The following is a 12,002-nucleotide window of genomic DNA, read 5'->3' as shown; positions in this document are numbered from 1 at the left end:
AACTGTTCCGACAGATCGATTCCGCCAACAAAACGTAGTCGGCTAGCCTCGGTCAGCCCCGCCAAGGGCTGCAGCGGATTTTCCCGGCACGGTACGAGTACCCAAGGAATCCTGGGATTTCGTACATATACTGCATGCAGACCCCACGTTGTCGAGAGGGAGTGATTACCAGGGTGAATATGAGGAAAATGGGATTCGCCGATAAAGCGATCTTCATTCTTGGACTAACCTTATGCGGCGTCGTCGCGTTCGTGCTCGTCGTCGGCGTCATCGTCGCGCTGCTGAAGCTGTTCATGGACGGGAAGCTGGACGCTATTACGATTGAATCCTCCCCCTTGCTCGAAGCGACGGACGACGGAGACGAACCGCCGCTGCTCGAAGCGCGAGATCAGGGGAAGGACGAGGCGAGCGGGTAACTTTGTCGAAGGGAAGAGGAGGCGGTAGGCATGTCGAAGGAACGGGACGCCTTCGCGAAGCTGGCCGGCCGTATGAAGCGGGAGTTTCGGCGCTTCGCAGGCAGCTATGCTTCAGCCGTGAAGAACGGCGCGGAAGTCGCCGGCCGACGGATGCTGGAAGCGGCGCAGGAGAAAGATCAGCCGCCGGAGAAGCTCGCGGGCAAGCTGCTGGACGCCGTCAAGCTGGGCGCGCAGCATGCCGGAGAACAGCTGATCTCCGCGGGGCTGGAGGCGTTCGAGCGGTCGCAGGAACAATCGAAATCCCGAAAATAACGCCAGCGAAACAAGGCTGACCTCAAGGTCCTCTCGGACCCGAGGGCAGCCTTCTTCGCGTTATCGCCCCGTCTCTCGCCGCAACCGATGTCGGACGAGGTCCGGATGATAATATTCCAGCATCTGAATGCCGGGCTCCCGATCGAAATAAATCAAATACTTCTTATACGGCACCTGGCTTCGCAGCTCGGGCAGCTGCAGCCGAAGCGGACGGCGGAACAGATCGACGGCGTCCGCCGCATCGATCCGTCCGGCTTCGACGACCTTGCGGAACGACCGCAAGGCGTTCGAGCCGATCGTCTTGCCGATCCCCTCCTGCCGATCCGCGATCTTCTCGAACAGCGGAGCCGGCAGATGCTTCGACGAGACGAGCGCGACATTGTGCGACACAATAAATCCGCTCTTCTCCCCCGTTAGGACGGATTCGCGAATATACGTTTCTTTATCCCAACGCTCCTGGCGAAGGACGGTAACGACGAGCTTCTCGTTCAACAACGTCTCCAGCAGCTCGGTCGTCCGTCCGTCCGTCACCAGAAGCAACCCGAACAACAGCTCGTGCAAGAGCTCCAGCGCCGTCTTCTCGGATCGAGAGTCCGAGTCGACCGAAGCGAAATCCGTCATACCCTCTCCTCCATTAGCCGAATGAATAATGTTGTCGATCCGCGGCTCGCCCGGCCAAGCTCCGACGATCCGCCTTCCCTGCGGCGTTCAACGGAATGTCGCGGATCGGATGAATGGCGGCGGGCACCTTGTAAGAAGCAAGGCGGCTTTTGCAATGAGCCATTAACCGCTCCGCCGCCGCTTCGTCCGCCTCCCCCGTCGGCTCGCGGAGGCGGACGAAGGCGATCGGCTGCTGCGTTCGCGCCGGATGGGTCACGCCGACGACGACGGCCTCCTCCACGTCCGGACGTTCGCGAAGCACGTCCTCCACCTCTTCCGGAAACACGCGGTAACCGCCGCAATTGATCGCGCCGTCGATTCTTCCCGTCACGTGCAAATACCCGTCCTCGTCGAATCGGCCCGCGTCCCCGGTTCGGACGAAGTCGCCTTCGAACGCTTGCGCCGTCGCGCCCGGATCCTTGTAATATCCCTTCATCCGGTACCGCGACTTGACCCATATCTCGCCCGTCGTCCCGACCGGCGCCTCCGCGCCGCGTTCATCCCGAATGTTCACCGTCGTAAAGAAGAGCGGACGTCCGCAAGACCCGGCCTTCCCTTCCCATTCCTCGCGATCGATCATCGCGATCGCTCCTAATTCGCTCGTCCCGTACAAATCCGTTACCCGCACGCGCGGCAGCCGTTCCCCGAGCCGCCGCCTCATCGATTCGGTCAGCGGCGCTCCCGTGGACAGCAATCGGGTCACGCAAGCCGGGAACGCCGCGCCGCCCGACTCCAGTCGATTCAGCCACAGATGGAGATCGCTCGGACCGAGGCTGACGAGGCTTGCGCGATGCCGCTCGATCAAGCGACTCCAGACGTCCGGATCGACGCGCCGGGACAACACGATGGTGTTGCCTTCCTGCAGCAGATGGCAAGCCGCCGTCAGATGGGCGCGGAAGAATAGCGGCCTGCACAACAGATGCGCCGTCGGCGTTCGGTTCAGGTCGGGAAGCGGCGCCCCCGTATCGAACGCCGGCATCGGCACGACCGCCCCTTTCGGCTTGCCGGTCGTGCCCGACGTGAAGAAGACGATCTCGCCGGCAGACTCGCCGCGCCGCGTCGGCGCGGCTTGCGGAACCGACGCGATAACCGGCGGGTCGTCTTCGATAAACCATACGCGCATCCGTCTCTCGAGCTCGGGCGACGCGAGTCCCGCGATTTCGCGGGACGTCACGAGCGCCTTCGCGTCCGACGCGGCGGCCAGCGCGGAGAACTCCCGCTTCGAGAACTCGGTGTTGACGACGAGCGGCACGACCTTCGCCCGGATCGAGGCGAGCAGCACTTCGACGAAATCGACGCGATTCGGAAGAAAAACGAGGATTTCCCGCCCCGGAGCCGCTCCGCCTTTCCGGAACGCCGCGGCCCAACGCTCGGCGCGTTCGTGCAAGTCGCCGTACGTCAGCGTCTTCTCTTCGTCGACGACCGCGAGTCGCGCCGGAGCCTTCGCCGCGACGTAAGCGACTGCCTTGGAAACGTCCTCCACGGTAATGCCTCCTCCCCGTCACGACCTATCGTTACGCGCCATGATACAACCCCGAGTCGAGGAGTCCCTTCCAGAACGCATGAAATTCCTCGATATCGATCTGCTGCTTCGCGTCGGACAGCGCCGCCGGCGGATTCGGATGCACCTCGACCATGATGCCGTGCGCGCCGGCGGCGAGCGCGGCCTTCGCGCAAGATAACAGGATATCCTTCCTGCCGGTGGAATGGCTGACGTCCACGAGAACCGGAAGGTGCGTCTCCTGCTTCAAGATCGGAACGGCCGAAATATCGAGCGTATTGCGAGTCCACGTCTCGAATGTCCGGATCCCGCGCTCGATCAACATGACGCGGTCGTTGCCGCCTTTGAGAATATATTCCGCCGCCAAAATCAGCTCCTCGAGCGTCGCGGAGGGCCCCCGCTTCAACAGCACGGGCACCTTCGTCTCGCCGACGGCCTTCAGCAGGTCGAAGTTTTGCATGTTGCGAGCCCCGATTTGGAAAATATCGACGTAGTCGGCAGCCGCTTCGATCAACGTCGGACTCATGATCTCGCTGATCGTGACGAGCCCGACTTCGTCCGCCACGTCCTTCATGATGCGAAGGCCTTCGTGGCCCAGCCCTTGGAAATCGTACGGAGACGTCCTCGGCTTGAACGCTCCCCCCCGCAGAATCGTCGCGCCCGACTTCTTCAAGGCGTCCGCAACCGCGTATAGCTGCTCCCGCGATTCAATCGAACAAGGTCCGGCGACCAGCACATGCGAAGAGCCCCCGACTTCAACGTCCTTGACGCGAATGACCGTGTCCTCGCTGTGCCGGATGCGGCTTGCGAGGAGCTGCGGCTTCGCCTTTTGCCATTTATCGCTCATGACGAGCACTCCCTTCTCTTTCCAGTTCGGACAACAGTTCGTTCGCTCGTTCATGCGACTTATCGCGGGACAACGCTTCCCTAAGCGCGGCGACCGCTTGCTCCGTCTTTCCCAGCTTGACGTAACATTCCCCGAGCGACGCCCAGACGTCCGCTTCGTCCATCTTGCGGTCGATGCAATACCGAAACTCGTCCGCGGCCGCCGCCGGGTCGCCGCCCAACGATTCCGGCGTATATAGCAGTCTAGCCCCGTTCACTCGCCTAGCGATCGGCAGCGACGGATCGAGCTCGAACGCCGCGGCGATCTCCTCCTCGAGCAAGGGCAGCAGCTTCATCTTTTCCAGCATGTCGGCCGTTTCGATCATACGGCCATACGCTGCCGCCAACCACGCGTGCGCTTCGGCGCTCCGAGGAGCGACGGCCACGGCCTTCTTCAGCCATTCGCGCGAGCGGTCGTATTGTCCGTCGGCCAACGCGCGGCGGCCGAGCCGCAGCAGCTCCTGGAGCGGCTCGACCGGCGGCCGCGTCGTCGCGGCGCCGCGATCGAGCTTCCGAATATATACCGGCTTCGTAGACGGAGCGTTGTTCGTCAGCTCGCCGCGGTCCAGCAATGCTGCGGCTTCGACGGTGACGGGCACCTGCAGCCGCGCCGACAACCGGGACGAAACCTCATCCAACGCCCACTCGTCGGACCGGTGCGAGTCGAGCAGGAAGTGAAGTCCCTCCTCCCGCTCCACCGCCTGCCATGCATCCGGTACCGGAGACAACGAATAGACGGCCTCCTGGACGTCTAATGCGTCTAGCGCGAGGTCGCCGAAGCGGAGGCGATCCTTGCCCCTGCCGTAATGCACCAGCTTGCTCCCGGTTCGTCCGCAAGGGCAAGCGGCCGGCTCGATCGAGACGATGTCTTCATTGAAATAGCGCAGCAGCGGAGAAGCTTGGTGGGACAACGTCGTCACCGCCGCGAACCCTCTCGCCCCCGACTCGACGGGGGCGGCGCCGTCTTCTCGCAGCGTCTCCACGTAGAAATCCCTCTCCACGACATGCATCGTTCCGAATTCGCACATGGCGGCGATATTCCCCGTTTCCGTAGAACCGTAAAGATTGAACGCGGGGACGCCCCACAGCTTCTCTAGATGCTGCTTCCGCTTATCGCCCGTCAACTCCCCGGCGACGCAGATCGCCCGCAGCGCGGGAAAATCGTGGATCGGATCCATCCCGACGAGCCGGGCCGTCTCGGCCAACAGCTCCATCTCGCGCGGGAGCCCCGCCAACACCGTCACGCGAAGCCGCTTCATGAGCGCCAGTACCCTTGGGTACGGCGTCACGACCGTCCGGCCGCTCGCGGGCACGACGCCCGCTCCCGTCTGCCAAGCCGCCGCCTGCATCAGGAACGCCGGCAGCGCCATCGCGTACGGGAATCGAATTAACACCAGATCGTCGGCGGTCAAGTTCACGCCGCACTCCGTCAACTGTCTTCCGCCGACCTCCAGATCTTCTCGAGTGAACCAGGAGGCGGAAGGCTCCCCCGTCGTTCCGGTCGATTCGTGGTACTGTGCCACGTCCTTCGGGTCGACCGCCAGATGACCGAAGACGCCGGCGGCCCGCAGCTCCTCTTTCGTCGTGAACGGCAGCGTCCCGATGCGGTTCAATCCGATGCCCTGCAGCCGGATCCCGGACAGCTTCTCCCTATAGAGCGGGGATTTCGGTAGGCGTTGCAGCAAGCTTTGAAATTTTCGCTCTCGTTCTCTATGGTTGTCGTTCATCGGTGCACCTCCTCTCCCATCGATCGGAAACCCTTAGCTTTGGAAAATGCGCGTCGCCTTCCCGAACGTCCGGGGAATATCGCGTCTGACGACGACGTTGCAATTCACGCCGATCCTCTCCGCCATATGCTCGCGAATGTTGTCGGCAAGTTGTTCGTCGCTGAGCGTCGTTCGGAACGGCTCCGCTTCGATCGTCAGCTCGCCTTGATTCATCTTGAGGTGATACCACATGCCGACGTCCGGCAACTCCATCAGGAAGTGTTCGATGAGGAACGGAGAGTAGTCCATGCCGCCGAGGCGCAGCATGCTTTCCATTCGGCCGCGCAAGTGAAGTACGTCCATGGTGATCCCGCACGCGCATTGGGATTTCTGTAAATAACCGATATCTCCGCTGCGATAACGCACCATCGGCATGCCCTCGCGCAGCAGCGTCGTCACGACGATCTCGCCGGTCTTGCCGTACGGTTGCTTCTTGCCCGTGGACGGATCGACGATCTCGACCTTGACATGTCCCTCCGCCACATGGTAACCCCGATGCTCGCTGCATTCGATACCGACGACTCCGCATTCGGTCGAGCCGTAGAAGAACGACACCTCGCAGCCCCACCACTGCTCCAGCCGCTCGCGGAACGTAGCCGAACAGCCTTCGCCGGTCAGCCAAATTTTCTTCAGCCGAATATCCTCGCCCAGCTTGATGCCATACCGCTCGCTCTCTTCCGCCAGCAGCGCCGCATAGGACGGCGTCGTCGCGAGCACCGTAGCCTGATATTCCTTCATTAATTCCAACGACTTGTCGACGGGAGCCATATACCCCCCTTTCCCGAGCGACAACACCGCCGTTCCGAACGCGAATTGGAACAGCCGCTGCCATCCGAGACCCGGAAGCGCGAACTCGTACGGCAGCGCGATCGCCGCGACGTCTTCGTCGGACTCCTTAAACAGCTCTAAATACTTGGGCAGCAGATCGTACACATACTGATCCGCAAGCGTGTAAGACGTGTAGATCGGCTTCCCCGAGGTGCCGCTCGTCAAGTGCACCTGGCCGATCTCCTTCGGCTCGACGCATAAGATCTTCATTTTATCCCCGCGAATGACGTCCTTCCGCAGCATCGGCACGGAAGCGAGCTGCTCCAGACTGTCGATCTTCGGTTCCGCGAAGCCTGCCTCGACGAGGCTTTGGCGGTAAAACGCGTTGTTATCCCAAACATGCGCCAGCGTGGCGTTGATCGCTTGCAGGTGATAGTCGTCGATGCTTTCCCGAGGAAGCTTCTCGATCGTGACGCCCTCGTCGTCCAATCGCTTAAAGAATGCTTTGAACGCTTCCAAATGGGAGGTATGCTCATCGACGGAAACCGTCATCTTATGAGATTGAAGCTTCATACGAATCCTCCGTTTCGCAAATAATTCATAATGCACGCGACCGATTGTTCGATCGATTGCCGATCCGACGACACGACGATCTCCGGCTTGTCGGGCGCTTCGTACGGCGCCGAGACGCCGGTGAAATCCGCGATTTCCCCTGCTTTCGCCTTCCGATACAGCCCCTTCGGATCGCGCCTCTCGCATTCGTCGAGCGAACACTTCACGTACACTTCAATGAAGTCCCCTTCGCGGAACATCGCGCGCGCCGTCTCGCGGTCCGCCCGATAGGGCGAGATGAACGCCGTCACCGTCACGATGCCCGCATCCACGAACAGCTTGGCGACTTCCGCGATTCTGCGAATGTTTTCCGTCCGGTCTTCGGGACTGAAGCCCAGGTTTTTGTTCAACCCGTGGCGGATGTTATCGCCGTCCAACACGTAAGCGCGGCAGCGCAGGCGGTAGAGCTCCTTTTCCACCTCGTAGGCCAACGTGGACTTCCCCGATCCGGACAGACCGGTGAACCATAGGACGCAGCTCCCGTGATCGTTCAGTCGTCGGCGTTCTTCTCTTCCGATGTGGGACGGATGCCATGTAAGATGGCGTTTCGACACATATACCCCTCCTTGGGCTCTCCGCGCCGCAGGTCATAAAAAAACGATTGATTCTCTCAATCGTAGGTAGATTGCCTATCGTTTCCTATGCTTTCTCTCTAGAGGGACCGGAGAGCGAGATTACTGTTCCGTATGCTCCTCTCTCGGTTGTTCTTTTCCGCCCTCTAGTTCCCGCGTGTCGCGAGCGTTCCCTTTATTCAGTTTCTTATCCGCTTTTGCGGCTTTTTTCTCTTCCTTGCTTCGTTTTTCTTTCGTCATACGTCTCTCCCTCCTTTCCCTAATTACTCTTTAAGAGATGCATAGATTATCCGGCTTGACTCGGACAAAGGTACAATTTTGGAAAAGTGAGTAGATCATCCAACCGCCGAGCGCTTGGAGTACATATGGTAACAACTATGAAAAGACAGAAACGCGAGGAAGGAGGAGATTCCGTGTTATTGCACGGCTTGAAGGAGGATCCCGATTTTCGACATGTCGAATCCCGGCTGCTCGTCAGCTGCCCGGCCGGCGGAGCCGACGAAGGCGGGTTGTTTTATTTGGATTTCGAAAAGAACGAGATGAAGAAGCTGTACGCGGGCACTTGCTCGGGGATGGCCTGGGCCGGGGAACGATTGATCGTGGCGACCGACGACAATCACATCCTCGCCTTGGACCGTCGATTCCGGCTCGTCTCCAAGACGAAGCACCGAAAGCTCGATTTTCACGGAGTATCCGGTTGGAGCGATTCGCATGCGTTGATCGTGGAGACGGCGACGAATACGGTCGGCTGCTACGAAGTCGAGACGTTCCGGCGAACGGGAGAAATCCGGTTCCATGCGTCCGACAAAGACGTCCTCCATCTGAACGATATTTGGCTGCATGGGCACACCTTATACGTCTCTATGTTTTCTCCCTATGATCGATGGTATTTAGACCCGACCGGCAAACACGGCGCGATCGTCGCCGTCGACCTGACCGACTTCCGGCCCGACGGAAGCCTCGTCGTCGAACCGGCGGAACACGTCGTGACAGGGGGGCTTTATATGCCTCACACGGTTACGGTGCGGGACGGACGGCTGGCGTATTGCGATTCGATGACGTTCCGCGCCGTCGTCGAAGGAGACGGAAATCACGGAACTTCGATTCGGCTGCCGGGCTTTACGCGCGGTCTCGCCTTCGCGGATCGCACGATCTTTATCGGGCAGAGCCGGATGAGGCATGTGCTGCGCATCCCGCACGAGTTTTCGAATTGCAGCTTGGACGGCGGGATTTACGTCTATCATCCCGAGTACAGAATCTCCCGTTTCGTACCGCTACCGGCGCAACAGGTGTACCAGATTCTCGTCGTCGATGCGGAACCATCTCCGGGAGGTTGATCGAATATGACGAAAGACAACACCGTAAAGAAGCAATTGGAGGAAGCCAAGAGGCTTCATAGCCGAGGCGTGGACGGAGACAAGAAAGCGGTGAAGAACGCGAACGAGATCCTGCGTAAGCTCCGGGAGCTCGAACCGGACAATGCGTTGATCGAAGCGTATTACGGCAGCTCGATGGCGTTGTTGGGGCGCGACGCCGCGCACCCGCTCGAGAAGGCCGAGAAGGCGCAGGAAGGTCTGGATGCGCTGCATCGAGCCGTATCGATGGATCCGACCCGCAAGGAGATTCGGCTGCTGCGCGCGCATGTTTGCCTGCGGCTGCCCGAGTCGTTCTTCCGCTGCTCCGCGACGGCGATCGAAGACTTCACATATTTGCTTGAGAAGAAAGGCGATAAATTAACGCCCAAACAAGCCGAGGAGCTAAGGCAACATTTGGCCACCGCCTACCGGAACGCCGGTAAGCGGGCTCCATCTCATTAGTCTAGAAAGGAAGGAATCCATTGACCGATCCTACGCAAGCTCACGTTACCGACGCCGGCGTTACGCTCGAGTCGATCCTCCCGTTGTACCAGGACGGCCTGGCCGGCGACGAGGCCGCCGTGCTCGAAGCGCATCGCTTATTGGAGCGGCTGCGCGCGAAGCATCCCGGCGATCCGCTCGCGGACGCCTACCATGGCAGCATAATGATTCTGATGGCCCGGGACAAGACGAAGCCGCTGGAGAAGCTGCGGTGGTCGAAAGCCGGCTTGAAGCTGCTCGACGCCGCGGTACGCGCCAGCCCGAAGGACGACATGATTCGCGTGCTCCGCGGGAAGGCGTGCAATAAACTGCCGGAGAAGCACTTCCGCCGAACGGCGACGGCGATCGAAGACTTCGCCTACCTCGTCGATCGTAAAGAACGGAATGAAGTCTCTTTCACGGACAAGGAATACTCGCAGCTCGTCTATGATCTTGGCGATGCCTACAGCCGAATCGGACGAAACCGGGATGCGATAGCAACCTTGAGAAAATTGGATGGCATGTCCATTGATCCGGAACTTCGACGGCTCGTTACGGAACGGCTTCAATCCCTCGCCGGCAAGCCGGAGGTGGAAGTCGTCCCCCAGGAGAGCGGCGCCTCTTCGATTTTGCTCGGCATCGCCGCGCAAGCGACCGCTAGAGCGCTCCAAACTTGGGCGGAAAACCAACGAAAGAAAGAGGAGGAGGCCCGTCGGAGGGAAGAACAACGTCGGAAGAAGAGGAAGAAGCGCCGCCGCCGTTAGGCCTCCCGTCCGAAGTCCTTAGGAAAGGAGGTGATATGCATGGCGAAGAAAAGCTCCTTCATGAAGAGAGCCTTGAAGCAAGTCCAACGAGAGATGAAGCCGATCGTCGCAGCCGCCGTCAGAGCCGGCGTCGAACGGACCAGCAGCGAACTGAGAGCGATAGGCGGGAACGCCGAGAACCAAACTTCCGCCGTCACGCTCGGGAAGTTCTCCGAAGCGCTGAAGGCCGGTGTCTTTGCCGCAGGACAAGAGCTTATGGACGGAGGATTGCGACGCCTGCAGACCGTCGACTCCGCGGACATTACATCGGGTTTTTACGACTGACCATTTCCCGCACGCAAGAAAGCCCTAAGCCTTATGACGGCTTAGGGCTTTCTTTTTTATTCTTGCGTTTTCCTCGTTTCTTCCAACCAACGGAGCGCCTGCTCGTGTTGCGGCTCGCGCGCGAGCGCCTCCCGCAGTGCGGTTATCGCTTGCTCCGGTTCGTCCGATTTCAAGTAACATTCCGCCAGGAACACCCAGATATCCGCATCGTCCATGCCCTTCTCGATACAATACCGGAATTCGACCGCAGCCGCAGCCGGATCTCCGCCGAGCATATCCGGCGTATTGAGCAACTTAGCCCCGTACATGCGCCTTGCGAGCGGCAGCGCCGGGTCGATGTCGAGAGCGGTCGCGATCTCCTCCTCCAACAACGGCAGCAGCTTGATCTTATCCTTCAAGTTCCACGCCTCGTCGATCAGACGACCGTATGCCGCGGCCAACCATGCGTGCGCTTCCGCGCTCCGGGGCGCCAGCTCCACAGCCTTCGCGTACACCGCCCGCGCCTGTTCGTAGTCGCCATTCTTGAATAGGTCGTATCCGCGGTCGAGCAGTTCGCGCACTTCCCGCTCTCGCTCCTGCCTTTCGAATTCCATGTCTCTTCACCCTTCCTTCCAACGAGCCGAACGGAACGTCCGCAATCCCTCCATCCTGACAATACAATGCAATGGTAACGGATGCGGGACCGCCGCAACAATCGGCAGAAGCCCGGACTATGGGAAAAGGGCTGGAGAATACAAAAAAACCGTTCCCACCGATAAATGGCGAACAGTTTATGCATTTCCTAATTCATGATACGAAAATGGCGTGCCCTGAGAGATTCGAACTCCCGACCTTTTGATTCGTAGTCAAACGCTCTATCCGGCTGAGCTAAGGGCACAAACGATGGCGGAGCCGACGGGATTCGAACCCGCGGTCTCCTGCGTGACAGGCAGGCATGTTAGGCCTCTACACCACGGCTCCGCGATTAAATTTGGTTGCGGGGGCAGGATTTGAACCTACGACCTTCGGGTTATGAGCCCGACGAGCTACCGGACTGCTCCACCCCGCGACGAATTGGTGACCCGTAGGGGATTCGAACCCCTGTTACCTCCGTGAAAGGGAGGTGTCTTAACCCCTTGACCAACGGGCCGATATGTAAGTAGCGGCAGAGGGGATCGAACCCCCGACCTTACGGGTATGAACCGTACGCTCTAGCCAGCTGAGCTACGCCGCCATAATGGCTCCCCGAACAGGACTCGAACCTGTGACAACTCGATTAACAGTCGAGTGCTCTACCAACTGAGCTATCAGGGAATATTGGTGGACCCAAGCGGGATCGAACCGCTGACCTCCTGCTTGCAAGGCAGGCGCTCTCCCAGCTGAGCTATGGGCCCATACGCGATGCTTCAAGGAATGTTGCCCCTTGAAAACTGGATGCGAAACTTGAGATGTTCATCCGAAAATGTTGGATAAGTCCTCGACCGATTAGTATTCGTCAGCTCCACGCGTTGCCGCGCTTCCACCCCGAACCTATCAACCACGTCGTCTACATGGGGTCTTCAAGCAGGGAAATCTCATCTTGAGGGGGGCTTCACGCTTAGATGCTTT

General features: G+C 59.8%; 13 protein-coding genes, 7 tRNA genes, 1 rRNA gene and 1 pseudogene. 6 read left to right on the top strand and 16 right to left on the bottom strand.

What is annotated here, in order from left to right:
• The first annotated feature begins 179 nt into the window (after nt 1-179).
• Nucleotides 180-416 carry a hypothetical protein gene (locus tag FE782_RS18335; protein WP_238392565.1) on the top strand — a complete coding sequence of 79 codons (237 nt, stop codon included), beginning with the start codon at nt 180-182 and terminating at the stop codon, nt 414-416.
• A 30-nt stretch (nt 417-446) separates the two neighbouring features.
• Entirely contained in the window at nt 447-728 is a 282-nt protein-coding gene (locus FE782_RS18330) for a hypothetical protein (RefSeq protein ID WP_138195694.1), read from the top strand.
• A 60-nt stretch (nt 729-788) separates the two neighbouring features.
• Here FE782_RS18330 and FE782_RS18325 read toward each other — a convergent pair whose 3' ends face one another.
• From FE782_RS18325 to FE782_RS32345, 7 genes and pseudogenes are all read right to left on the bottom strand, one after another.
• A complete protein-coding gene (locus tag FE782_RS18325) occupies nt 789-1,349 on the bottom strand; it encodes a 4-hydroxybenzoate synthetase (protein WP_138195693.1) in 561 nt (186 codons plus the stop codon).
• 13 nt (nt 1,350-1,362) lie between these two features.
• A complete protein-coding gene (locus FE782_RS18320; protein WP_138195692.1) occupies nt 1,363-2,871 on the bottom strand; it encodes a class I adenylate-forming enzyme family protein in 1,509 nt (502 codons plus the stop codon).
• Between the two features lie 31 nt (nt 2,872-2,902).
• A pseudogene (locus FE782_RS18315) lies at nt 2,903-3,751 on the bottom strand (bifunctional 3-deoxy-7-phosphoheptulonate synthase/chorismate mutase); the annotation flags it as partial.
• On the bottom strand, nt 3,726-5,501 hold the full coding sequence (locus tag FE782_RS18310; protein ID WP_138195690.1) for an AMP-binding protein: 1,776 nt from the start codon (nt 5,499-5,501) through the stop codon (nt 3,726-3,728). The gene FE782_RS18310 and the pseudogene FE782_RS18315, both read right to left, overlap by 26 nt.
• Before the next feature lie 33 nt (nt 5,502-5,534).
• The gene (locus tag FE782_RS18305; RefSeq protein WP_138195689.1) at nt 5,535-6,881 is read right to left on the bottom strand and encodes a phenylacetate--CoA ligase family protein; all 1,347 of its coding nucleotides are present in this window, start codon (nt 6,879-6,881) and stop codon (nt 5,535-5,537) included.
• Nucleotides 6,878-7,474, bottom strand: coding sequence for an adenylyl-sulfate kinase (cysC, locus tag FE782_RS18300; RefSeq protein ID WP_138195688.1), 597 nt, complete (start codon nt 7,472-7,474; stop codon nt 6,878-6,880). Before cysC ends, FE782_RS18305 begins: the two co-directional genes overlap by 4 nt.
• Before the next feature lie 120 nt (nt 7,475-7,594).
• Nucleotides 7,595-7,732: a hypothetical protein gene (locus FE782_RS32345; RefSeq protein WP_158299449.1), complete on the bottom strand. Its 138-nt coding sequence runs from the start codon at nt 7,730-7,732 to the stop codon at nt 7,595-7,597.
• Nucleotides 7,733-7,905: 173 nt separating this feature from the next.
• On the opposite strand from FE782_RS32345, the gene FE782_RS18295 reads away from it, so the two are divergent.
• From FE782_RS18295 to FE782_RS18280, 4 genes are read left to right on the top strand one after another with little or no spacing between them, the layout of a single operon-like run.
• Complete coding sequence (locus FE782_RS18295) at nt 7,906-8,829, top strand: DUF4915 domain-containing protein (protein WP_158299448.1); 924 nt, start codon at nt 7,906-7,908, stop codon at nt 8,827-8,829.
• A gap of 6 nt (nt 8,830-8,835) precedes the next feature.
• Nucleotides 8,836-9,309, top strand: coding sequence for a hypothetical protein (locus tag FE782_RS18290; protein WP_138195686.1), 474 nt, complete (start codon nt 8,836-8,838; stop codon nt 9,307-9,309).
• Nucleotides 9,310-9,329: 20 nt separating this feature from the next.
• Nucleotides 9,330-10,091, top strand: coding sequence for a tetratricopeptide repeat protein (locus FE782_RS18285; RefSeq protein WP_238392552.1), 762 nt, complete (start codon nt 9,330-9,332; stop codon nt 10,089-10,091).
• Between the two features lie 39 nt (nt 10,092-10,130).
• Nucleotides 10,131-10,415, top strand: coding sequence for a hypothetical protein (locus FE782_RS18280; protein WP_138195685.1), 285 nt, complete (start codon nt 10,131-10,133; stop codon nt 10,413-10,415).
• Between the two features lie 56 nt (nt 10,416-10,471).
• On the opposite strand, the gene FE782_RS18275 is transcribed toward FE782_RS18280, so the two are convergent.
• From FE782_RS18275 to FE782_RS18235, 9 genes are all read right to left on the bottom strand, one after another.
• Nucleotides 10,472-11,008, bottom strand: coding sequence for a tetratricopeptide repeat protein (locus tag FE782_RS18275; RefSeq protein ID WP_138195684.1), 537 nt, complete (start codon nt 11,006-11,008; stop codon nt 10,472-10,474).
• A gap of 207 nt (nt 11,009-11,215) precedes the next feature.
• Nucleotides 11,216-11,292 (bottom strand) — tRNA-Arg (locus FE782_RS18270).
• A 6-nt stretch (nt 11,293-11,298) separates the two neighbouring features.
• A tRNA-Asp gene (locus tag FE782_RS18265) sits at nt 11,299-11,375 on the bottom strand.
• A gap of 11 nt (nt 11,376-11,386) precedes the next feature.
• Nucleotides 11,387-11,463: transfer RNA gene (locus tag FE782_RS18260), tRNA-Met, on the bottom strand.
• A 6-nt stretch (nt 11,464-11,469) separates the two neighbouring features.
• Nucleotides 11,470-11,544: transfer RNA gene (locus FE782_RS18255), tRNA-Glu, on the bottom strand.
• Between the two features lie 10 nt (nt 11,545-11,554).
• Nucleotides 11,555-11,628 (bottom strand) — tRNA-Met (locus FE782_RS18250).
• Nucleotides 11,629-11,632: 4 nt separating this feature from the next.
• Nucleotides 11,633-11,708, bottom strand: a tRNA-Asn gene (locus tag FE782_RS18245).
• Between the two features lie 4 nt (nt 11,709-11,712).
• A tRNA-Ala gene (locus FE782_RS18240) sits at nt 11,713-11,788 on the bottom strand.
• A gap of 71 nt (nt 11,789-11,859) precedes the next feature.
• Nucleotides 11,860-12,002: ribosomal RNA gene (locus FE782_RS18235) — 23S ribosomal RNA — on the bottom strand; the annotation flags it as partial.

The organism is Paenibacillus antri, assembly GCF_005765165.1.
In the GTDB taxonomy this organism is placed as follows: domain Bacteria; phylum Bacillota; class Bacilli; order Paenibacillales; family YIM-B00363; genus Paenibacillus_AE; species Paenibacillus_AE antri.
Note: the sequence above shows the minus strand (reverse complement) of the source record. Positions and strands in the feature narration are given on the sequence as shown.

What these genes read in the sequence shown, in the direction of transcription:
- FE782_RS18290 (WP_138195686.1), top strand. Translation starts at nt 8,836, where the DNA reads ATGACGAAAGACAACACCGTAAAGAAGCAATTGGAGGAAGCCAAGAGG.
- FE782_RS18280 (WP_138195685.1), top strand. Translation starts at nt 10,131, where the DNA reads ATGGCGAAGAAAAGCTCCTTCATGAAGAGAGCCTTGAAGCAAGTCCAA.
- FE782_RS18335 (WP_238392565.1), top strand. Translation starts at nt 180, where the DNA reads ATGAGGAAAATGGGATTCGCCGATAAAGCGATCTTCATTCTTGGACTA.
- FE782_RS18305 (WP_138195689.1), bottom strand. Translation starts at nt 6,881, where the DNA reads ATGAAGCTTCAATCTCATAAGATGACGGTTTCCGTCGATGAGCATACC.
- FE782_RS18310 (WP_138195690.1), bottom strand. Translation starts at nt 5,501, where the DNA reads ATGAACGACAACCATAGAGAACGAGAGCGAAAATTTCAAAGCTTGCTG.
- FE782_RS18275 (WP_138195684.1), bottom strand. Translation starts at nt 11,008, where the DNA reads ATGGAATTCGAAAGGCAGGAGCGAGAGCGGGAAGTGCGCGAACTGCTC.
- FE782_RS18330 (WP_138195694.1), top strand. Translation starts at nt 447, where the DNA reads ATGTCGAAGGAACGGGACGCCTTCGCGAAGCTGGCCGGCCGTATGAAG.
- FE782_RS18325 (WP_138195693.1), bottom strand. Translation starts at nt 1,349, where the DNA reads ATGACGGATTTCGCTTCGGTCGACTCGGACTCTCGATCCGAGAAGACG.
- FE782_RS32345 (WP_158299449.1), bottom strand. Translation starts at nt 7,732, where the DNA reads ATGACGAAAGAAAAACGAAGCAAGGAAGAGAAAAAAGCCGCAAAAGCG.